This is a genomic window from Hyalangium gracile, from assembly GCF_020103725.1.
Classification (GTDB): Bacteria; Myxococcota; Myxococcia; order Myxococcales; family Myxococcaceae; genus Hyalangium; species Hyalangium gracile.
The window spans coordinates 26,803-47,301 of sequence record NZ_JAHXBG010000015.1; the positions used below are offsets into that span (position 1 = coordinate 26,803).

Below are 20,499 nucleotides of genomic sequence, written 5' to 3' on the forward strand. Positions count from 1 at the left end.
ACGGACCCTCGCTCACCATTCATCCCCACGACGGCCTGCCCTCATGCCCATCACTCAGCGTCTCAAGATCATCGACCGCAACCTGCTCAAGGTCCGCTATGACGATCTCGCGGTCCACGCGACGTCCGGCTGGCAGACACAGCCCGTTCCAGTGCAGGCCCTGGAGAAGGTGGAGATTGCCCTGGCCGGACGAATCGTCTGGTACCACCGGACCTGGAAGACCTCGGGGCGCTGCGGCAGAACAGAGCGCCATGTCGATCACCGCGAGGCCTCTCCCCACGAGGAGAACGGTCGCTGCGGGGCGGCCCTGGTGGCTGCGGACTCCGGGCAGGTGGTGTTTGCCTTCCCAGGCAACCTTGGCGCGAACTCGCCCAGGCCCGAGGCGATGCTGGGCATCCCGGAGGAGCTGGCGGGGTACGCGAACCTCCGGCTCGCCTGCGCGACCGTGGATGCCCTCCGCGGAGGAGGCGGTGACAACGCAGGCTCCTTCAGCCTGCGGGTGACCGTGGATTGGCTCGAGCGCCACAAGCGTTTCCTTGCCACCGTCGACAGGTGCATCGCCCAGGCACGGCAGACGAACTGGGAGGATGCCAACGCCGCCGCCACCGCCGATAGCATGGCCGCCAGCCTCGTCCAGTGGTTCGCGCCGCGCGCGGTGCTCAGCGCCTCCGCGCAGGAGGCATTCCTCCAGAAGCTGAACGCCCTCGGCACGCTCCTCGTCGGGGTGAAAGGGGTCACCGCCGTCCAGTTCGCGGACTGGCTCGGCGAGTGGATGGTGACGGAGAACGCCGGAGGCCGCCTCAGCTTCGCGCCCGGCTGGCTCCTCCGCGGCAGGGCCGCCGCCCTCCAGGGCCAGTTCACCCTCGCCGACAGCATGTTCAAGTCGGCGCTCGTGTACGCGGAGAACAAGGCCTCGGTCCTATACGAGCAGGCAAAAATCCGCGACATGCGGGGGCAGCTCTTCTCGCCCACCGGAAAGGAAGTGACCAGCATTGCCCAGGCCGTGGCGCGGCTGACCACGAAGGATGCGGCAACGGTGGTGGGGGCGTACGATTTGTACAAGCTCAGCCTGGCCGAGGGCACCGGCACCCTGGACGCAAATGGCGCCGCGAAGATGGAGCAGGCGAAGGCGAGCGACATCCTGAAGGCCTATGACCGCCACTACGCGGTCGCCCGCCTGGCCTATCTGCGGCACACGACGGCCTCGCTCCAGGAATCCGCGGCGCACTTCAAGATGTGCCGCCGCCTCGCGCGCTTCCGGCACTTCACCCACCGATCCCGATTCCCGGGCTACACGCTGGACATGCTGTTCGACGACGTCCAACGGTCGCAGCCCAACCCCTTCCATACCGGCGGGCGCGTGGGCGCGCAGGATGTCCCTGTCGGCCTCCGCAGGCTTCCGATCACGCTCCGGGCCACGCTGCAGCACATTCGTCCGGAGGGGCCTGGGAGCTCCCCGATCCTGGGGGACCAGCCAGAGGCCGTGCTCAGCGTGGTGGACTGGCTCACCATCAACGGTCCGGCCTGCAGTGGGGACGTGCTGCTCTCCGACGGGCGCCTGCAGGCGCTGGTGGCCGACCCCGCGGGCAGTGCCCAGCCCGTGGTGTCTGCTCTGTGGCAGCGCCTGTCGGGCAACGTCCGCACGCTCCTGTTCCCCTCGGCCGAGTCGCTCCGGGACCAGCCCGTGGGCCTGGTGTCGGCCCTCGCCAGCATGGGGAGCCCCTCGAGCGCGCTGGCCGAGGAAGCCCTCTGCGCGACGGACTGGCTGCAGAACCCCTTCTACTGGGTCTCCTTCCTGCTCCAGGAGGCGACACGACCGGCCGGCAGGATTCCTCCCCCACGGGCGGACCTCGATTGGAGCGCCTATCGGCTGGATGCCGTGGCGGATCAGGAGCTCAAGCCCGGCGAGCCTCCGCGACTCACGCTCACCCTGCTCAGCCCCGAAGCGGCAGCCGCTGTCGCGGACTGCACGCTCCTCGGGGACCGGCTGCGGCTCGACTCGCTCGTGCTGCGCAACCAGGGCCTCACGGTCCTCCGGATGGATCTGATCTACCCCGGCACCACGGCCTCGCCCGCGGCGCCGCCGGATCGCCTGCAGGAGATCGTCATCCGGATGCCCAAGCTGGCCTCGGCGCCGGTTCTTGGCCGGGAACGAGACCTCACCGCCGGGGCCCAGCCCGACCTCAAGCTCGAGCTCACCTACGATGGCCGAGACTGCGTCCGCCAGGTCACCCTGAACGACTACCGGGCCGCGCGCGCGGCCGAGGCGCTGGACGCGGCGATGGCCGCCCTGGGCATCGTATGGACGTACGAGCTGAAGCTTCCCAAGGACGGCCAGGGACTGCTGGTGGGGCACCCCAGCCTGGCGAGCGCGTACACGCCCTTCCACCGCAACCTCAACCCCGAGTCGTACCGCTCCGTGTCCTGCCAGGACGCACGCTGGGCGCTCGCACAGCGCGGCCTGGGTGTGGAGGTCGCGCAGTGCCTGGTGGAGGATCTGGGCCGGCGCGTCGCGGAGGTCGCCGCGGAGGAGGACGCCACGCTCACCCAGGAGCGCAACGAGGCGCGCCTCGTCCTGTTCGACCTGCTGACCGGGTTCTTCGACAGGGCCTCCGACCAGCGGAGCGGGACCGACCGGCTGAAGGCCTGCGCCGCGTCCGCCCTGCTCGCGGAGTCGCCTCCCGCGCTCGATCCGGAGCGTGTCCTCTCCTCCAAGCGTCTGGCACGTGACGTAGCGCTCCGGCTGCTCGCCAGCCTGAGCGGCTCCGGCGAGGAGCAGGAACTGGCCGTGGCTCACGGGCTGGCGCGCTTCCCTGTCCCGCTCGTGCCGCTCCAGTTCCCGCCCGTCCTGGAGACCGGCAAGGAGCCCGTGGAGACCACCGAGCCCGATCCCGAGCGCCGCGCCGCGGCCCGGCTCACCGTCGCCTGGCTGGACGCGCTGGTCCGCTGCGCGTCCGCGCCGGAGACGGCGTACAAGCTCGCCCGAGTGGCCGTCTCCAACGGACTGTCGGACCTCGCGCATGCCTGGGTCACCACCCACCTGGCGCCGGACACGCGCGGTCGAGCGGTGGCCACCGTCCTGAGCTGGCTGGTGAACCGCGCGCTGCCGCCCTCCCCCACCGAGAGCCTCGAGTCCCTACGGATCACGACCGTCCCCACTGCCGTGCCGATGATCGAGGCGCTGGCCAGGGCAGCGGTGGCCTGGCAGTCGCGGGAGCAAAACCCGGAGCAGCTGGCGCTCGCGCTGACGCGGGTGCAGCGGCAGTTGGGGCACGCGAGGGCCACACGCCTGCTCCCTGAGCGAGATCTCGCCACGCTGGCCGTGGAGGTGCTCAACCGGGCCGTCCAGGAAGTCTCGCACCGGCCGCGCGGCGCATGCCAGTCGATGCTGCCCGGGCTCGTCCGGATTGCGGGGGCGTTGGGGTACGTGGCGGAGAGCTCCACCCAGGCGAACCCGGCGCGGCGCGCATGCGAACTGGCCGTCGGCCTCTACCGGGAGCTCAAGGGCGTGCCCTTCGACAACAAGCCCGCGCCGGAGCTGGCGACCCAGTGGGAGCAGGCCGTGGCCCTCGCGGCCGCGGACGATCCAGCCCTGGAGCCCTGGCTCAAGGCGAGCCCCGTGGCCCGCGCTCCGGCCGCGGGCGTCCGCGCGGGCGCCTGGTACCTCCCCCCGCTCAGGCTGCCCAGGCGTGAGGCGGTGACGGACGTCAGGGACTCGGTGAACGAGGCGCGCGAAGAGATGGTCAGCTTCGCGCGCGTGGCGAAGGCCACCTACGACAGCTGGGAGTTCGTCCTCAACGACCACCCCTACTCCGACAGCTCCGCGGCGCTCATCTCGCTGGCGGATCGCCACCTGGCACGCGGGGAGCGCGACGCGGCCCGTGAGTCACTCCACCTGGCGCTCTGGTCGTTGTTGAAGCTGGAGAACGACGAGGGCCCCAATGTCTCCCCTGCGGATCGCGCGCAGCTCGGCTCGCTGCTGCGCCGGGTGCGGCTGCGGCTGGCGTGGCTGGACCAGGACCGGGACGCGTACGGGCGCTTCCTCACCCAGGCCCCGGCGCGACGGCTGAACGTGCTGGTCGCCCAGTTCGAGCGCTCCCTGAGACAGTACCGCAATCACCTGGCCGAGGTCCGCACGGCGCAGACCGAGAGCGACGCAGAGCAGCGGTTCGCCCTGGGGCTGAACCTGCAGCGCATCGACGCGCAGCATGCCCTCAAGCGGGCCACCCTGGACGTGGAGCGGGATCAGCGGATGCTGGCCCACACCCAGGCCACCGTCAGCCGGCTGGAGGCGCGGCGGCAGGAGACGCTCCGGCAGACCCAGGAAGGAGTGGCGCAGTTCAAGCGCGGGGAGCAGCGCGCGGCCCAGGCGCTGGACAGCCTGGGGCAACTGGCGATGTCGGCCGCCGTGAGCTACCTGCCCGCGGTCGGTCCCGTGGGCAACCTGGCGGGCAAGGCAAAGGAGACCGCCCGGGCCCTCGACGTCATCCGCAAGGTGTCCTCCGGTGAGGATCCGCTGCGCACCATCGTCAGCTCGTACGGGCAGGACATCGTGACGCTGTGCTTCTCCAGCTTCGAGCAGGGCTCGTTCCTGGGGGGACACCTGGAGTCGGCGACCCGGGATGCGCTCAAGCAGTACGCCCGGAACGGTCGCATCGAGTTCAATGCCCTGGCCTCCGCGACGATGCGCCGGCTGGGCGAAGAGCTGTTCGACGGAGCCGTGGGAAGGCTGGCCTCGGAGATCGACAAATGGATCGCCCGGGCACCCGCGGAGCTCACCGAGCTCAAGCGCAGCTGGGATGAGCTGGTGCAGTCCGCCAGCGAGGTGCTGGAAGAGGGAAGGTTGCGCGTCGGCGAGCTGCGGCGGCTCGTCAACCGCGTGGAGCTGACGGCGGCCGCTCGGGTCAGCATCCTCCGCGAGGTGCTGGCCAAGGCGCCAGACGACGTCCTCCGCAAGGTCGTGGAGGCATTGCCGGTGGGCGAGCTTCCGGTGGATCAGGTGGTGGCGGCGTACCAGCGGCTTTCGGCCTCGGGAGCGGCGGGTGCCCTGGCTGTGGAGGCCCTGGGCCGATTCGTGGGAGGCCTCACCAACCCGAATGCCTGGTGGCGCCTCTGTGGCCTCGAGGACGGGATGCTGCCAGGGCCAACGGTCTTGGAGACGGCGCTGAAGAACCTGTCGGAGTTGCTGCGCCAACTCGCGGTGAGCGTGTTGACCTTCGCCTCCGCCTCGGAAGCCGAGCGGGTAGCCGACCGGTTCGAGCGCATCCGCCAGGTGCTGGCGCTCATCGAGCGCGGCGTGCCCCTGCCCGCCGAGCGCATCGCCGACATCAACCTGCGCGTCCCGGATGCCGTGCGCGCCCGGATGCGCGAGGCTTATGAGGCCCTGGTGGCCGCCGGTGCCACGCCGGCCGCGGCACTGCTCGAGGCCGTGGCGCGAGAGATCACCCGGGCGGCCGAACAGGGACTCGCGGGCGCCACGGAGCTCAAGCCGTGCATCGAAGTGCTGGCGGAGCTCGCCTCGGGCCTGTCGGAGGGGACCATGCTCCTCCAAGAGCTGCCTTCCCGAGTGCTCGTGGGAGACGGCACGGCAGTCGAGTTCAGGACGGCGATCCTCCAGGCCATGAAGGAGGGCGTTGGCGCCCTCTTCCAGGCCGCGAACCTCAACCCCAGGACGGCAACCGCCATCCGCGGAACCGTCCTAGAGGCGCGTGCCTTCGTGGCCCGGGCCATTCGGGCGCTGGAGACCGAGGGGAAGACGGGCGAGCGAGCAGTGAGCTTCGACCAGCGTTTCCTCTCGGCGGAGGCGGTGTTCGGCCAGCCGCTGTCCATCGTACTGTTCGGGAAGTCGCGGCAGGAGATTGCCCCACTGCTCGGCGCGCTGGAGGAGACGTTGAGCGGCAGGCTGCCCCAGGCCAACGGAGTGCTGAGGGCGGTGCTGAACGCCGGCCTCGAGCCGGTTACCGACCCGGCCCTGGGCAAAACTGCCGCGGCGACGCCCCTGCTCAAAGCGTTGGAGAGCGTCGAGCTGGGCCTCGCCGGAGGGAAGAAGGCGCTGGCCGATCCCATCGCCTACACGCGCTTCCTCGCGGCCGATGTGCTCCTCAAGGAGGTCCTGCCCGTCATGCCTCCGCCGGGTGATGGGAAGGTCCTCCAGGCATCCCTGGAGAAGGCGCTGGCCAGCGGCGAGGGCATCGAGTACCCGGCGCCCGTGAATGGCACGCCTCCGGCGGAGTCCCCGGACGAGCTGACACGGGTGCTGTCCAACCCGGGCGCGCAGGCCATGCTGGCGGTGCTGGCGAGCGCCTATCCCGCGGTGGGGATCGCTGTGAAGGCGGTCACCCTGGTCAATGCGTGGCTGAGCGGGACCAAGGAGAAGGAGCTGGGCGCCAGCCAGGCCAAGGCGGCGATGGCCGAGACCCGGAGCCTGGATCAGCAGGTGATGGAGGCGCGGCACCAGCGGGAGCTGGCGGCGCTCGAGTTGCTCGTCGCGCATGACGAGGTCGAGCGGGCGCAAGAGTCGCTCAGCGCGCTCAATCAGGTGGAAGGCTTCGCGGGGAGCGTGCAGGACCGCGACGTGTATCTCCAGCGGGTGGCTTACCAGCGCATCTGGACGCGCATAGAGCTGCTCTCGTATCAGCTCTACATCATCCAGCGAGCGTTCGAGTACGAGTTCGACGCCGAGTTGGGGGAGATCTTCCAGCGCTGGCCGATGCTGCAGCGCTTCCAGCCGCTGCTCCAGCTGTCCCCCGGAATACTGACCGGGGAGTTCGACCGCACCAATGTCCACCAGGATCTGCTCCAGCATGCGGCGGATCTGGAGAATCTGCCCGAGGCGTTGCAGTTGGTGCAGGACATGGCGCTGGAGACGCGCTACCGCGCGACCGTGACGCTGTCGCTGCGGCATGACTTCCCGGATGCATGGGAGCAGTTCCGCCGATTCGGACCGCCCATCAGCTTCGAGACGAAGCTCCCGATGTTCTCGGGGCTGGCACAGAGCGATCGCACCTTCCGCCACTCGATCAAGATCGCCCGGGTAGAGGTCAAGCCGCGGTTCCCGAACCTGCCTGGGGGACCTCCTGGCGTGGCGTCCATGCCTTCGGAGACGGTGGCGTTGGCGGACCTCACGGTGAGCATGGTGAGCCCACGCAAGATGGGTGAGCGGCTGGAGGCGTCACGCGAGAGCAAGCGACAGCAGTCGCTGCGCCTGGTCTTCGAGCATCCCGACCGACTGGGCCTGGCTCTCTTCCACAGCGGCGAAGGCTACCAGGTTGACGAGCGTGGCCACCTGCGCTGGGTGGAGTGGGGGCCGCAGGTGCTCGACAGCAACCTGGAAGTGGCCGACCCGGAGGCGCACTACAACGCGCTGGAAGGCCTGACGCCGGCCGCGCGCTGGGATCTGCTACTGGACCCCGCGGCGGGGATCCGCCCCGAGGATCTGGAGGACATCCTGCTCGTCGTGACCTTCACGTACGGCCGGCACGAGGCGAACGTGCGGCTGGCCTACAACACCCTGAAGGATGCCGTGCGCAGCAACACCTTCGTCGAGGCAAACGAGGCGCTCCGGCAGGCGGAGCCCGCTGGTAGCCCGAACGGAGCGCAGGCGCTCGTCACCAAGCAGGTGGAGCTGCTGCGCTCGCGGCTCTCCTAGGACGAAGGCCGTGGAGGCTCACGAACCGCTGAAGCGCTCCTCCACGAGGAACGGCTCGCAGGGGCGGCCCTCGAGATCACGGAAGGCGACATGGGGCTGGATCGCCTTCCGCTAATCTCCGTACTGGCTGTATTCGGTGCCGTTGCGCCACACGTGCAGGGACATCGCATGGAGCCCCTCCCCCACCCTCACGAAGGCGGGATGGCCCGGGCCGTTCCACTGGCCTCCGAGCGCGGAGCTGTGGCTGTCGATGAGGATGCGCTCGTCTCGCACGCTGTTGGAGAGCAGGTCGAGCTTCGCGATGTACGTGCGGTACTGGGAGTTGCCGAAGAAGCCCGCGCTGTAGATGAGGTACGACTGGCCGTTCTCGTGCACCACGAACTGGCCTTCGATCAGGCCATCGTGGTGGGGCCCGTTGGTGAGCAGGACCTTCGCCGGGCCCAGGAGCTCGATGCGGCCGTCGGCATCCTGCCGGAACTCGTGCGAGAGGATGGGCGTGGGGGCCTTGCGCGGCTGCCCCGTTGCCGGGTCCTTCCACTGCAGCCCGTTGCCATCCACCTTGGTGAGCAGGAACGTCCGCTCCCGGCCCTCCGAGTCGGTGGCCGCGGCCACGTGGCCGTCAATCATGCCGACGACGGAGTTCTCCCCGGCGGGCCCACCCGGATAGTCGGGCGCCACGTCCTTCACGCGGACGTTGATGTCGAGGAAGCCGTGGTCCTTCCACTCGCCATCGATGGCGGAGGCGGTGGCGTAGGCCGAGCGCAGGATGCCGGCCCGATCGCGAGCGGTGTAGTGCAGCGTGAGCCGGCGTGGCGCTCGTCGATCTCGGGGGCCCAGCGAGCCACGACGAGATCCCTGGGAAGGTCGGGCGAGAGCGGATCGAGCTCGCCGGCGTTCCACCACGCGGGGAGCTTTCCCTCGGGGAAGATGGCGCGGTGCTTGCCGTCCACGATGTGCGGCGTCCAGGAACCACCCACGAGGCGATACAGCCGGAAGGCGAACGGCTGATCGTTGGTGGTGGCAATCAGCCAGAGGCCGGCGGTGCGCGCGCCGCCGGGGCTCTTGGCGGTCAGCCGCAGCACGAACGGGTCCGGCATGGGCTCGTGGATGAGGGGCTCGGGGACGCGCTGCAGGTTCGCGACGATGTCCTGGAGAGTGCGCGACGCCTCCGGCGGAACGTCGAAGACGGCTGCCGGGTCCTTCAAGGCATTGTCGCGGAGGCGGTTCGGCTCGAGCCGCTGGGTACCTGCGGTGGCATTCGGAGTCTGGGAGTCGGAGGGGGAGCTCACACGGGTGCGCAAGGTAGCGGAGGGGTCCTTTCGGGTTCCAGCGTTGGAGCCTGGGCGGCGGGGGTGTCGCGGTGCACGTCCTGGTAGGCGGACCCGAGCGTGGGAGTATCCGTGGCGAGCTGGCACATGACAGCGTCCTTGCCAACGAGGTGCTCGACCACCGCCAGCAGGTCCTCATCCTCGAAGAGGCGAGGCTCGGCGAAAGGCGCGGTGAACGGCAGCGTCACGTAGTAGCGGGACGGGCCACGGTTGGGCAGGTGTCCCTCGCGGGCGATGTGAGCCTCGAGCAGCGGAGAGAACGCCTCCCGCCACGCCGTCAGGATCTCCGGTGGGAAGTGCTGCGGAAGCACGCAGAAGCCGTCGGTGAGCGCCTGCTGGGCAAAGGCCTCGATCTGCTGGGGGGAGTATCGAGCTTGCGTCATGGCGGAAGTGAACCTCTCTTTTCCGTCGAGCGCTACGCTACTCCTCGGAATATTCTGGCGTGACGACGGTGACAGCCATGCTGAGTGAAGGGTTCTACTTCTGCCACTCCTTCGACTTCGGGATGCCTCTCGAGACCATCACATCCCCAACAGCCGGTTCGACTTGTGGGTGAACAAGCTCGGCCTGGGGGTCGCCTTCCAGAGGGTGACCGGAGTGAGCACCTGAAAGCAGGCGCTCGACATCTTCAACGCGGAGCGGCTGGGGACTGCCGGACCACCGTGTACCGCCTGTGCGACCGGGGCCCACTGCCCCACATCCGCATCTCCAACTCGATCCGAGTCAACGTGGAAGCCTTGGAGCAGTTCCTGAGGGAGCACACAGAGCAAGGGCCGTAGCTGAGGCCCTGTTGCTTCAGCCACGCCGGAGGAAATCGCGCTCTTGGAACCGGCAGGATGCAAGAGCCTCCGCGTAAACACGCTGGGCTGGTCCACGACTCCTAGCCGCCCGCTTCGGGGCAAGCTCACTCAGCCGACCGTCCACCCGCCGTGGACTCCACCGTCCACACTGTGAGGCCCACGCCCCATGAAGGAGAGCCGAACTTTGCAGAGCCTACTTACCCGCCGCGCGCTCGCCGCTCGGACGGATGGTTCGCATCCCAGACGAGTTCCTTGTACTTGTCGAGGAGGTACGCGGAGAGCTGCTTGATATCGGAGGGCGTGTTCTCGATCTCGTTCCACTTGAGCTTTTGCCCTGGCCCCAAATCCCAAAACCCATCGGTCCACCTGCACACCTCCTTCAGGGGCGTCAGATCCTGGGCAAACAACTCCCGCTTGAGGTGGATCCGGTTCCGATACCGGTCAGCGATGGTGTCCATGAGCAGGCCCATGCTCAGGATGCCGGCACCATGCATGAGCCGTGACTTCTTGGGTGGTTTTGCCCAAGCTTCGGGGAAGACATCACTGACGGCCCCCCAGTAGGCGCACAGGATGGTGACCATCGGATCGATGGCCCCTCCCGCCCCATCATCCGAGCGAAAGCGGTAAAGGACCCCCTCGTTCAGGCTGTTCTCCAGCATCCTCAAGATGGAGTTGTCCTTGATGATGCCACTGGGGTTCGTGGGCGTCTGGATGAGACCGCGGAAGGGTGAATGCCTCTTGGCATTGAGGATGTTGAGGAGCTGGGACGGGAAGCGCTTCTTGAGCAGGCTCGACGGGAGACGCGACTCGGTGTTGGGGAGCAGCTCATAGACCAGGCCCTTCGCGAGCGGCTTGGTGGAGTTGACCAGGATGAACTGGTCGGTCTGCTCGGACACATCGTCCGTGATGAAGGCCACCACGCTCAGCGGGAATGAGTCGAGGCTCGAATCGCGGACTGCGGCAAGCCGCTGCTGCCCATCCACGACAAAAGCCGGTTTGTCCTCATCGAGCATGTCCTCCTCGAAGGGGATGCGCAGGGTTCCAGGGCGGGAGTACCCCTCGGGATGGAACTCCGAACCCGCCGGATCGAAGTGCACGCTAGAATTGAAGGCCAGCACGACCGCATTGGGAATCATCGGGCTGGGGCCCTCGATGAATCGCTTGATCTCGTCGATGTGAGAAAGGACCTCGGGCCGTTGGTAGCCGCGAAGCTCCCCTTCCTCATCCCTTCTCACACGAGAGATGGTCGAGAAGCGGTGGACCAGTTTCCCGTCTACGGAGAAGACGTACAACATCCGCTTCGGCCCTTGCTTCACCTGAAGCGCGGGGAGCCGAAGCTCACGCGTTTTCGCCATTGCCACACCCTCCATGCCAACAGAAAGCCGCATCCCGCTACGCGGCGTCTTCTAGGCGCAGACCTAGTTCGCTTCGAAGCTTTCGGTAGAAGACCCAGACGTTATGGAATCCGCGGCGCCGGTTGCGCTCCGCCCCGCGGAAGAGAATGACGTGGTGCCCAATGGAGCGGCAGACCTCGCAACCACACTTCTTCCAGGGTTGGTCCGACAGCACCTCTCGGTACACGTCCGCCCTGCTCTGCCGGCTCTTGGCCGCACTCGCCTTCTTTTCCTTGGGCGTGCTCTCGGCGCAGAGTTCCTCGTACTCGGTCAGCGCCTCTACCGCTGCGTCGATGTCCAACTTCCCATTGTTGAAGGCCGCCATGGCCGAGAGCGCAGCCTTCTCCAGCTTGCGAGCGGTCTCCTGACGAATGACTCCGGAGGAGATCTTCTTCTGGAGCTTGGCGTTTCCTTCGACCTGGGGAATCCGGATCGCACTGTAGGTCCGGCTTAGGGTGTAATAGTTGTCCGATGCATCCTTGAAGGCCTGCCGCAGAGGCGACGTGCCATCGATGCTCGCTACCCCCAGGGTCGCGAACGCATTCATGTGGTCGAGCCGAGTCACTCCCAGGAGATGCAGCCGGGTCTTCGGCTTCCGGACCTCCGCGATCTTCTCTAGCGAGGCGAGAACCTCCGCAGTCTTGAGCGGGACCATGCCGCCGAGCGCGATATAGGAGTATCCCATCGCTTGGAGTTCCTTGACCGCATGAGCGTAGGACTTCGGGCTCCATCCCTGGGCGACGCCAATGGGGATAAAGCCCTCTTTCCGCGCTTTGCAGCGCGTCCAGAACTCCTCTGCGAGGCTCAGGGTGAGGGCCTGCCGATCCTTGACTTCATCGGGCGGTTTGGCCCCCTTAAGGTCCCAATCGGGCTGGTAGGACAGGATCACATGATCCACTGACAGCCCGTAATCGAAGCGGCAGTCGGAGTAGAAGTTGATGACCTCGTCAGCGGTGTACGGGGGGACCTTCTCCTTGACATAGGTGAAGGCACCACAGTCGCCCATGACCTCGAGGGGGTAAGGCACCTTGTCGATGCGGAGGAACTCCTTCACCCCATTGCGTAGGAGCCTGTGCTTCTGGCCAATGGTGTAGCGGCTACCCACCTGGCCGTAGCCATCGACAATGCCCTTGGAGACCAGCAAGCCGTCATAGGCTCGCGAGCGGAAGACTTCGTGGGCGTACAGATCGTCACGTTGCCTGACTCGGAGCTCGGCCCGCCGTTCGGTCTCGAAATCGAAGCTCGGGTCGACCAGGTCTTGGCTGTCAGGGAAGAAGAACTTCATGGGGCTTTCCGTTGGTACTGGGCGACGTATTCCCGGACCAGGTGATTGCTGAGGAGTTCGATGTCCTGGGGGGTGTTCTGCAGGGCATTCCACCGCATCCCACCGAGCCCCTCCCAGGCGCCGGCCGTCCAGCGGCAGGAGTTTCTCAGAGGGGTGAGCTGCTTGCGGATCTGTGTCTCCGCTTTGGAGTCGAACGGGTCGATTCCCACCATGACCCGATCCATCAGCCTCCCCATGGAGCGGATACCAATGCCGTGCATCAGGCGGCTCTGTTGGGACCGCTTGCCCCAAGCCTCCGGGAAGGTGTGCCTCACCGCGTTCCAGTAGGCGAAGAGGATTCGGCGGATCGCCTCGTAGTCCGTCTCCCGGGTTGCTGCATTGGTATAGGGGTAGAGACAGCCCGAAGCGGCCTTCAGGCTCTCCGCAATCATTGCCACCACCACCGTCCCGGTCACCACCGCCTCTTTTCGCTCCCGGGGAGGAGTCGAGGTGAGCTGGATGAGCTTGTAGAACGGCGAGTGGGGGTCGTTGTTGAGAACCTCGCAGAGCCGGGCGGGGGCCTTCTTCGCCTCGAGCTGTGGAGGGAGGATCGTGTCCACATCGGGGAGCAGTTCGGTGATGAGTCCCCGCGGGAGCGGCCGGGTGCTGTTGATGCGGAGGAACTGATCCTTCTGGAGCGAGATCTCGTCCGCAACGAAGGCATTTACCGGGACAGGCAGGTCCGCGTTCTTGGCACGAGCGAGCGCCAAGGCCCGCTGTTGCCCATCCACGATCCAAGCGGGCTTGGGCTGCCCCTCTCCGGCCACTGGAATGATCAGGGTGCCGGATTCGGCCAGCCCGTCGGATACATTCGGGCCGCGGGAATGGACGAATGAACTCGCACTACTGAGGGCCAGGATGATCGAGTTCGGAAAGAGCACGCTTCCACTGTCGAGGTAGTCGACGATGCTCTGCACGTGCCGCCGCACCTCAGGGCGCTGATAACCGATGAGCTTGCCCGCTTCGGTCCGTGAGACCCGGGAGACATCGGCCACGCGGAGGAGTTCCTTCGCGGAGAGGGTGAACATGTAGAGCGGGTGCTTGCCGTCCTGAATGACGCGAAGCGCCCTGCGCTTGATCTCCTGGTCAGCCACGAACCCCTCCTTCCTTCAGCGTGGCGAAGAGCCGGTTGAAGCGTTCCATCTGGCACTTTCGTCCCGAGTCCCGGAACTTCCGGAGCAAGCTGCTGCGCGATTGCCCTGACGTGTCGCGAAGCTCGCTTCGGATGAACTGCAGAACCTCATGATCGGTCACCGGACTACGGGTGTTCTCGGGCCAGTCACCGGCCTTGCGGGAAAGCGCGGCGACTTGCTCGCGCACGGCTTGAACCTCTAGACCCGTCTTGCGGGACTCAAGTAGCAGGTGTCGTGCTACCCGTGCATGGAGCGAAGCCACCCCACCCCCCAACTCGAAGACCAGCGCCCCCGGGCATTCAATCCAGTAAGCGCCGAGTGGCCCGGCCTGCAGCGGAGAGGATGTCGAGACGACGAGGAGCTTCTGCTTCGACCGCCGATGTTGTCCGGCACGGACCAGGTCGGGTTCCATCGCCTCCACGTAAGCGGGGGGGGCCACAATCATGAGAACGGCGTTCCGGTCATGCTCCGTCAACTCGGCGACCGAGCGAGGTTCCGACTTGAGCCGATGCTCACCCTGACCCAGCGCGTTCCACCAAGCCTGGCGCAAGGCACGGCCGCTCTTTCCGGCGGGGGCCACGGCATCTCGGGACATGCCCGAGAAGGTCGCCGAGTAGGCATGAGCGAGCCAGTCGCAGTTCCACAGACCGTAGCCCGCCGAGGCCACCCAGAGCCGGACCTCGAGCCCGGCATTGGTTCCATCCGCTGGAAGCGATCGGACCACCGACCAGTGCTGCCCACCGTACAGGTCCAGGGCGGGCAGCTTTCGCGCCTCCGACCCAGCGAGCCGTTGGCACCAGGTAGCAGCACGGGCGGAGACGTCCCCTGCAGGAACTCGGGACAACTGGAGCTCCGGAGGCACTTTCAGGAGTTTCTTATCCGTGCAACTGGCAACCACGTTGACCCGCATGGCGTCCCGAGGGAGCAGCGCCTAGCCGCGACCCTCATCCTCCCCAGCGTAGATGCAGCCACTCGTGCAGGTTTCCCGCACCACCACGCGACTCAGTTCGGGGAGGCTCGGCTTGAGGCGTCGCCAGATCCAGCGTGCGAGGTTCTCGCTCGTAGGGTTCTCCAGCCCGGGGACTTCGTTCAGGAAGTGGTGGTCAAGGGTCTCAATGAGGGGCTGGAAAGCCGCCTTGAGATCCCCAAAGTCCCGGATCCAGCCGGTCTTGGGGTCGACCTCCCCCCGGATGTGGACCTCGACCGAGTAGGAGTGGCCATGCAGCCGCCGGCATTTGTGCCCCTCGGGAGTGAAGGGGAGCCGGTGAGCGGCCTCGAAGGTAAACGCCTTGAAGATCTCCATCCGCCACCTTACGGGATGCCGAGAAGTTTGTGGGTCTGCAGGCTGAGCCGCCAGCGCGGATTCGACAGGCAGAACTCCACGCAGGCTTGGGTGTTCCGCTCACGGTCGGGTCCATCGAGCGGCTGCAGGAAGAAGTGGGTGAACGAGAGAGACTCGAAGCTCTCGGGAGGCATCCCCTGCTGGGGGTAGACCAGCTTGAGCTCATGGCCCTCGCGCAGAGCCAGTTGGCTGTTCGCCTTGGGGCTGACGCAGATCCAATCAATGCCCGGAGGTGGGAGGAGGGTCCCGTTGGTTTCGATCGCAATCTCGAAAGAACGTCGGTGGAGTTCCTCCACCAGAGACTCATCGAGTTGTAGCAGTGGCTCGCCTCCGGTGCAGACTACGAGCTTTCTGCCGTAAGTCTCACGCCAAGTCGCCGCCACAGCGGCTGCCAGCGCTACAGCATCTCGGAACCGTCCGCCTCCTGGGCCATTGGTGCCGACAAAGTCGGTGTCGCACCACCTTGAGCAGCCGCCCGCCCCATGGAAACGGTCGGCATCCCGTCCGCTCCAGAGGTTGCAGCCGGAGAACCTCAGGAAGACGGCCGCGCGGCCTGTCTGGGCGCCTTCGCCTTGAAGGGTATAGAAGATCTCCTTGACCGCGTAGGCCATCCCCTACTCCGCCCGATACCGTGCTGGATCCTTTGCCCCGGCTTCGCGGAACCCCTTGAGCCGAAGTTGGCAGGAATCGCAGTGGCCGCAGGCTTCGCCGAGGGGCGACGGATCGTAGCAACTCAAGGTGAGTCCGTAGTCGACTCCGAGGGAGAGCCCTGTGCGGATGATCTCTGCCTTGCTGAGGGAGATGAGCGGGGTGTGGATCCGAAGCCGCTGGTGTCCTTCCACTCCGGCCTTGGTGGCCAAGTTCGCCATCCGCTCATAGGCCTCGATGTACTCCGGGCGGCAGTCCGGGTAACCCGAGTAGTCGAGCGCGTTGACGCCAATGAAGACGTCGCTCGCGCCGAGCACCTCGGCCCAGGCCAGGGCAAAGGAGAGGAAGATGGTGTTGCGCGCCGGCACGTAGGTCACCGGGATCCCATGGGAGATCTCGGAAGCGGGCCGATCCTTGGGCACCGCGATATCTGCGGTCAGCGCCGAGTTCCCGAACATCCGCAAATCGATCTGCGCGGTTTCATGCCGGAGGGCGCCTAGGCTGGCGGCCACACGCTTCGCCGACTCGAGTTCCACCTCATGCCGCTGGCCGTAGCGAAAGCTCAGGGCGTAGGGCGCGAATCCCTGTGATCGGGCCATGGCGAGTGCCGTGGCCGAGTCGAGCCCACCACTCAGGAGCACCACCGCCCTACGTTCCGTGCCGGACATGCCTTCTCCCCACCGCGCTCAGTCCTCGAACAACGGCGACCCGCGATCTTTCGGCCCCCGGATAGCACACCCGGAGTTTCCGGGCGCAGTTTTCCAAGCGCGGCCCAAAGAAAACTGTGCCTTGACTCTTGGAGCCGGAGCACAAAACTCCTTTTTACCCCCGCAGAAGGCTGAGCATCCGCGCAGGTGTCATCCTACCCTACAGGTAGATAATACCTGCGGCGCTCCAGGCAACTTAGCAGGTCACCTGCCAGCCTGTACCCTCGCTCGCTCCCCTGGCTTACGAAGCGCTCTTCAAGGAAAGCAGGAAGAAGTCCAGGGCGTTCTGCTCCGACAACCACTCCAGGAGTTCGCTGTTGACGTGGGCAAGCGTCGCTTTTCCTTCCGCAGCCCGGAGTAGGAACTCGATGATCTTCTTGTCCGTGCCGGTCTTCTCCAGTTCCTGGAGCTGCGCGTCACGCTCGCGCAGGTGTTGCTTCAGGGCCTCCCGGGCCTCGGGGGCGGGAAAGTGCGACTCAAGGGCGAGCGCCGCTTTCGCCGTGGCTCTCAGCCGCCGGGCGAGGTCCGCATGCTGGGAGAAGCGCATCAAAACCCCTGCTAGCTGGTCCCGCGGCGAGAACTCGCGCCTCAAATAGCGCCCCCACGCTTCATGGATGCGGACCTCGATGGGCCGGGCATACGCCTCGGCCAGCTTAAAGAGGTCGGGGATTTCCCGAAGGCGCTCCTGAGAAGCCAGATCATTCTCCAAGGGACGGACCGTGTCCCTCAGGCTCTTTAGGGAGGTGCTGAGCTCCTTCAAGCCTGCAGGCTCGAGGTGCGCCGCGAGCAGGATCATCCACTCTGCCAACAGCTCCAGCCGGGTCAGGAACTTCTCCTGGTTCTTGATGGCCTGGACCGCCTTTTCCAGGCTTTCGCCGAGATCCCGAGCCTCGACTGCGGCCTGCAGACTGCCGTTGTCGAGCACCTCGGTCAGCGCCAGAAGGGGATCCTCGGCCTGTTCCACGGAGGGTCCAGAAACAAGGACTTCAGCCACGGGCCACCTCCTTCGGCAGTGCTGCCTGAATCGACTCAATCGCCACAGCCATTCTCTTCACCGCGGACTGGACCACTCCGAGCGTAGCGCCCACCTGCGCTCCCGTGAGCTGCAGGCGGTTCTTGACGTAGGTGTGGAGATCCTTGAGTGCGCCCTCGATCAGCTTGATCTGCTCGAAGGTCTGGGCCAGGTCTGCGGCGGGAGCACGCAGGGCCCACACGAGGGCCTCCGGCAGGCTTGCCTTCTCCAGTTGCGCACAGCGCTCCGGGGTCAACTCCCTCAGGAAATCGTCCACCCTCCGCGCGGCCGTGCCGTCTCGATCTTCTGTCAGCCCGCGCTTGCGCAGTTCGGCCAGGGCCTTGTGACAGGCAGCGAGGGGCGCCTGGGGAACCTTGGCGGGATCGACCTGGATAAGCCGGGAGGCAGTGGTCTCGACCTTCTGGAGGTATTCGGGCAACGCGCTGTACCGGCAGGCCCGATCCACCTCGGCGGCCCGATGTAGCAGGCGCTCGCGCTCGAAGCGTACCAGCGGCTGGAGGCGGTCCTCGACATAGTGCGCGTACTGCGACACCTTCTCGAGCACCGAGGTGGTCTGGGTGAACTTCTCATCGGCTCTTGGCAGCGGGGCGAAGCGGAGGGTCCGGATGAGGTCCAGCAAGGCTGCAGCCACCTCTCCCGCGTCATAGAAGGAGAGGTCCTGTTTCAAGGGATCCTGGGGAAGGTTGAGCAGGTGGAGCAGCGGATCGTAGATGGTGCTCTGGGCATTCCTGACTCGCTGCACCACCTCCGTCCACTTCTCGACGCGGGGCTGGCTACTGTCGGGGGGCTCGGGCGTGTTGTCCACCACGGCATTCCATTGCTCGTGCGCGGGCGCATCCGGGGCGATCGTACCCCGGAGCCAGGAACGAACGAGGAGCACCTGGGCCGCGCTCCTGGCCGGCGACCAGGCCTCCCCGGACTCGGTGGTGGGGATGCGCCTTCTCACGTACTCCTGAGCGGAGGAAGACAGCTTGCGCAATAGCCGGGCGAACCTTCGGCGGTGGAACTCGACGTCCACCTTGTCCGCAGCTTCTCCTTTCGCGTTGAGGACGATGAAGGCCTCGAGCCCCTCTCTCACCCAGAGTTCTCGCGGCAGCACCAGGTGCCGCACGTCACCCTTGGCAGTGCCCTCCAGCAGCAGCGTCTCCTCGCTGAATAACTGGTGCTGCGCCCACGAGCTGATTCCCAGGGCACGCCAGGGCAGGTTCTTCATCAGCCCGAAGAGCTGCTTCTTCCAGAAGGTCGCGTCCTCGAGGACCTCGTCCTTGAACCAGTTCGTGAGCTGGTCCTTCCGCTTTTGGAGCTCCGAGGAGTCCTGAACACGCTTCGGCTTGGGTGGCTTCGGCTCCTTTGAGGGGCCGGGCCTCACAGGGGCCGAAGGCTTGGATTCGTCGGGTGTAGGCCCCTGTACCGGAGGCGTTCCAACGGGCGGCGGTGTCGGTGGCACCGGCTGCGGCCCCAGCTGGGGTACAGGCTGGGGCACCAGTTGCGGTTCAGGTGCTTGGAGGACGTTCGTATTCGAGCCCAACCAGGGCAAGGAGAAGGCCTCGAAGACGCCCTGGGGGACGGAGGCGAACTCCAGCGTCCCATCCTTGCGCGCCTGTGTTTTTCCACTGTCGCGATCACCCCACCAGGCAATGAGGCGGCGCAGGCGCTCCTGGGTCTGCTCGTCTCCTCCCTGGGCCGAGACGATCCGGGCAACGATGCCAGTCAGCTCTCCCTTGGGAACCCACACGCTCTCCACGTCAGAAGAGGGGAACTCGCCCTGGGCGAGGGCTTGCGGCTTGAGCATCGTCGGGACGAGGACGCCCTGGATCATGCCGCGAGGCGTCTTCAAGGTGGCCTCACCCTTGACGTCCCGCAGACTCTCATAGAACTGACTGATGGCCGTCTCCGTGAACGGGTAGAGGCCTACCTCATCGAAAGAGCCGAACGTGGCATGACAGACCGTGCGATGGGGGCAGACGTTGCAGCGGTTGGGGACGGCGGCGGAATCCTCGGGCTTGATCTGCTCGATCTCTTCCAGCCCCGAGCGAACGGCCTTCAAATAGCGGGAGACGAAGCGAAGCCGCTCCTCGGAGGAGCGCAGGGCATATATCTCCTGAAAGCTCTGCTCCTGCTGGCCGAACTTCAGGTGGAGCGAGATGCGCTGCCTCAAGTTCGCGGCGTTGAAGAGCTTGTGGAAGAAGCTGGGCGTCACGCCGACGATGGTGATGAGATCGCAGAGCGTGCGGTTCTCCTCGGTCTCGCTGCTCGCAATCATCACGTCCATCAACTGGTCCTGCACCCCCTGCATGCTGGTGATGTCCTCGAAGAGGAGGACCAGCCGCTTGTTGCGCTCCGGGCGCGCCAACTCCTCGCGGAGCTTCATGAAGGCGTTCTTCAGCGCTTGGCTGCTGATGCCGAGCAGATCCTGGACCGCGTGGTTCAGGCGTGCGTTCAGGGCCTCCACTAGCCGCTTGAGTTCGCTGTTCTCGTCCAGCTCGCGGAGGAGATCCTCCTCGCGGGCCCCCTGCTCAAGCCGATTGCGGAGATCATCCGCCTCCTGCGTGAGCCGGCGCTTGAAACGCGTAGCCTTGATGCCGAACTCCTGCACCTTTCTCAGCAGTGCGGTGAACTCCAGCACGTCCTCGAGCGTGAATTCCGCTGTGCGGCTGTTCCGCTCGCCCTTCATGCCCGAGAGGATGTTCAGGATGCGCCTGGGCGCCTTCCACTCGCCGCGGATCCGGGGCGGATCCAGCAACTGGGAGATCTGATGACTCTCCGCCCAGTCCGCATGGAGCGGAGAGGTGGAGGTGAAGTAGCCGCGCGTGAAGCTGTGGGCAAGCTTGCTCTGGAAGTCCAGGGCCCTGCCTTCGAGCGAAGTAGTCTTCACCTCTCCCAGGCCAGCGAACAGCCCCTGAAGGTCGGGAGGCAGTCCCGCGCGCAAGCCGCGCAACGTGCCTTCCAGGCTGCCCTCACTGCGGGGCACCAGGACCACCTCATCACGTCCATTCTTGGGCCAGTTGAAGCGGAGCCAGCGGATGAGGTGCGATTTTCCAGAGCCCGGCTCCCCTTCCACAACGCACAGCGCATGCCTCAATCCCGGCTGTAGCAACGCCTCCTGGAGTCCCTTGTCGGAAGGGCGCTCGACCCACACCGC

Annotated in this window: 14 protein-coding genes; 2 read left to right on the forward strand and 12 right to left on the reverse strand. The window is 66.3% G+C overall.

Annotated features, from left to right (window positions below; genetic code table 11):
• The first annotated feature begins 43 nt into the window (after window positions 1-43).
• On the forward strand, window positions 44-7,648 hold the full coding sequence (locus tag KY572_RS27930) for a hypothetical protein (RefSeq protein WP_224246036.1): 7,605 nt from the start codon (window positions 44-46) through the stop codon (window positions 7,646-7,648).
• A 111-nt stretch (window positions 7,649-7,759) separates the two neighbouring features.
• Here KY572_RS27930 and KY572_RS27935 read toward each other — a convergent pair whose 3' ends face one another.
• Genes KY572_RS27935 through KY572_RS27945 form a run of 3 tightly spaced genes read right to left on the reverse strand, consistent with a single transcriptional unit; the run spans window position 7,760 to window position 9,359 of the window.
• Window positions 7,760-8,326 carry a glycoside hydrolase family protein gene (locus KY572_RS27935; RefSeq protein WP_224246037.1) on the reverse strand — a complete coding sequence of 189 codons (567 nt, stop codon included), beginning with the start codon at window positions 8,324-8,326 and terminating at the stop codon, window positions 7,760-7,762.
• A gap of 5 nt (window positions 8,327-8,331) precedes the next feature.
• On the reverse strand, window positions 8,332-8,937 hold the full coding sequence (locus KY572_RS27940; RefSeq protein ID WP_224246038.1) for a hypothetical protein: 606 nt from the start codon (window positions 8,935-8,937) through the stop codon (window positions 8,332-8,334).
• Complete coding sequence (locus KY572_RS27945; RefSeq protein WP_224246039.1) at window positions 8,934-9,359, reverse strand: hypothetical protein; 426 nt, start codon at window positions 9,357-9,359, stop codon at window positions 8,934-8,936. Before KY572_RS27945 ends, KY572_RS27940 begins: the two co-directional genes overlap by 4 nt.
• Before the next feature lie 279 nt (window positions 9,360-9,638).
• Here KY572_RS27945 and KY572_RS48220 point away from each other — a divergent pair, with 279 nt between their 5' ends.
• A complete protein-coding gene (locus KY572_RS48220; RefSeq protein WP_224246040.1) occupies window positions 9,639-9,755 on the forward strand; it encodes a helix-turn-helix domain-containing protein in 117 nt (38 codons plus the stop codon).
• Window positions 9,756-9,973: 218 nt separating this feature from the next.
• Here the strand turns inward: KY572_RS48220 and dbpB (KY572_RS27955) are convergent, their stop codons facing one another.
• The 9 genes from dbpB (KY572_RS27955) to KY572_RS27995 form a co-directional block, all read right to left on the reverse strand.
• On the reverse strand, window positions 9,974-11,131 hold the full coding sequence (gene dbpB / locus KY572_RS27955) for a DGQHR domain-containing protein DpdB (protein ID WP_224246041.1): 1,158 nt from the start codon (window positions 11,129-11,131) through the stop codon (window positions 9,974-9,976).
• Window positions 11,132-11,168: 37 nt separating this feature from the next.
• Window positions 11,169-12,455: a tRNA-guanine transglycosylase DpdA gene (dpdA, locus tag KY572_RS27960; protein ID WP_224246042.1), complete on the reverse strand. Its 1,287-nt coding sequence runs from the start codon at window positions 12,453-12,455 to the stop codon at window positions 11,169-11,171.
• A complete protein-coding gene (dbpB, locus tag KY572_RS27965; RefSeq protein ID WP_224246043.1) occupies window positions 12,452-13,588 on the reverse strand; it encodes a DGQHR domain-containing protein DpdB in 1,137 nt (378 codons plus the stop codon). Before dbpB (KY572_RS27965) ends, dpdA begins: the two co-directional genes overlap by 4 nt.
• Window positions 13,581-14,537: a hypothetical protein gene (locus KY572_RS27970; protein ID WP_224246044.1), complete on the reverse strand. Its 957-nt coding sequence runs from the start codon at window positions 14,535-14,537 to the stop codon at window positions 13,581-13,583. The genes dbpB (KY572_RS27965) and KY572_RS27970 overlap by 8 nt, the downstream gene beginning before the upstream one ends.
• Before the next feature lie 21 nt (window positions 14,538-14,558).
• On the reverse strand, window positions 14,559-14,930 hold the full coding sequence (gene queD, locus KY572_RS27975) for a 6-carboxytetrahydropterin synthase QueD (RefSeq protein ID WP_224246045.1): 372 nt from the start codon (window positions 14,928-14,930) through the stop codon (window positions 14,559-14,561).
• Window positions 14,931-14,938: 8 nt separating this feature from the next.
• Window positions 14,939-15,580 carry a 7-carboxy-7-deazaguanine synthase gene (gene queE, locus KY572_RS27980; RefSeq protein ID WP_224246046.1) on the reverse strand — a complete coding sequence of 214 codons (642 nt, stop codon included), beginning with the start codon at window positions 15,578-15,580 and terminating at the stop codon, window positions 14,939-14,941.
• 3 nt (window positions 15,581-15,583) lie between these two features.
• Window positions 15,584-16,285: a 7-cyano-7-deazaguanine synthase QueC gene (gene queC, locus KY572_RS27985; RefSeq protein WP_224246047.1), complete on the reverse strand. Its 702-nt coding sequence runs from the start codon at window positions 16,283-16,285 to the stop codon at window positions 15,584-15,586.
• A 280-nt stretch (window positions 16,286-16,565) separates the two neighbouring features.
• Window positions 16,566-17,318 (reverse strand): hypothetical protein, encoded by a 753-nt coding sequence (locus tag KY572_RS27990; protein ID WP_224246048.1) that lies wholly within the window; start codon window positions 17,316-17,318, stop codon window positions 16,566-16,568.
• Window positions 17,311-20,328: a hypothetical protein gene (locus KY572_RS27995; protein WP_224246049.1), complete on the reverse strand. Its 3,018-nt coding sequence runs from the start codon at window positions 20,326-20,328 to the stop codon at window positions 17,311-17,313. The genes KY572_RS27990 and KY572_RS27995 overlap by 8 nt, the downstream gene beginning before the upstream one ends.
• Between the last annotated feature and the right edge of the window lie 171 nt (window positions 20,329-20,499).

Coding starts and splice junctions, on each gene's coding strand:
- KY572_RS27930 (WP_224246036.1), top strand. CDS start 44: ATGCCCATCACTCAGCGTCTCAAGATCATCGACCGCAACCTGCTCAAG.
- KY572_RS27945 (WP_224246039.1), bottom strand. CDS start 9,359: ATGACGCAAGCTCGATACTCCCCCCAGCAGATCGAGGCCTTTGCCCAG.
- dbpB (WP_224246041.1), bottom strand. CDS start 11,131: ATGGCGAAAACGCGTGAGCTTCGGCTCCCCGCGCTTCAGGTGAAGCAA.
- dpdA (WP_224246042.1), bottom strand. CDS start 12,455: ATGAAGTTCTTCTTCCCTGACAGCCAAGACCTGGTCGACCCGAGCTTC.
- KY572_RS27970 (WP_224246044.1), bottom strand. CDS start 14,537: ATGCGGGTCAACGTGGTTGCCAGTTGCACGGATAAGAAACTCCTGAAA.
- queD (WP_224246045.1), bottom strand. CDS start 14,930: ATGGAGATCTTCAAGGCGTTTACCTTCGAGGCCGCTCACCGGCTCCCC.
- queE (WP_224246046.1), bottom strand. CDS start 15,580: ATGGCCTACGCGGTCAAGGAGATCTTCTATACCCTTCAAGGCGAAGGC.
- queC (WP_224246047.1), bottom strand. CDS start 16,285: ATGTCCGGCACGGAACGTAGGGCGGTGGTGCTCCTGAGTGGTGGGCTC.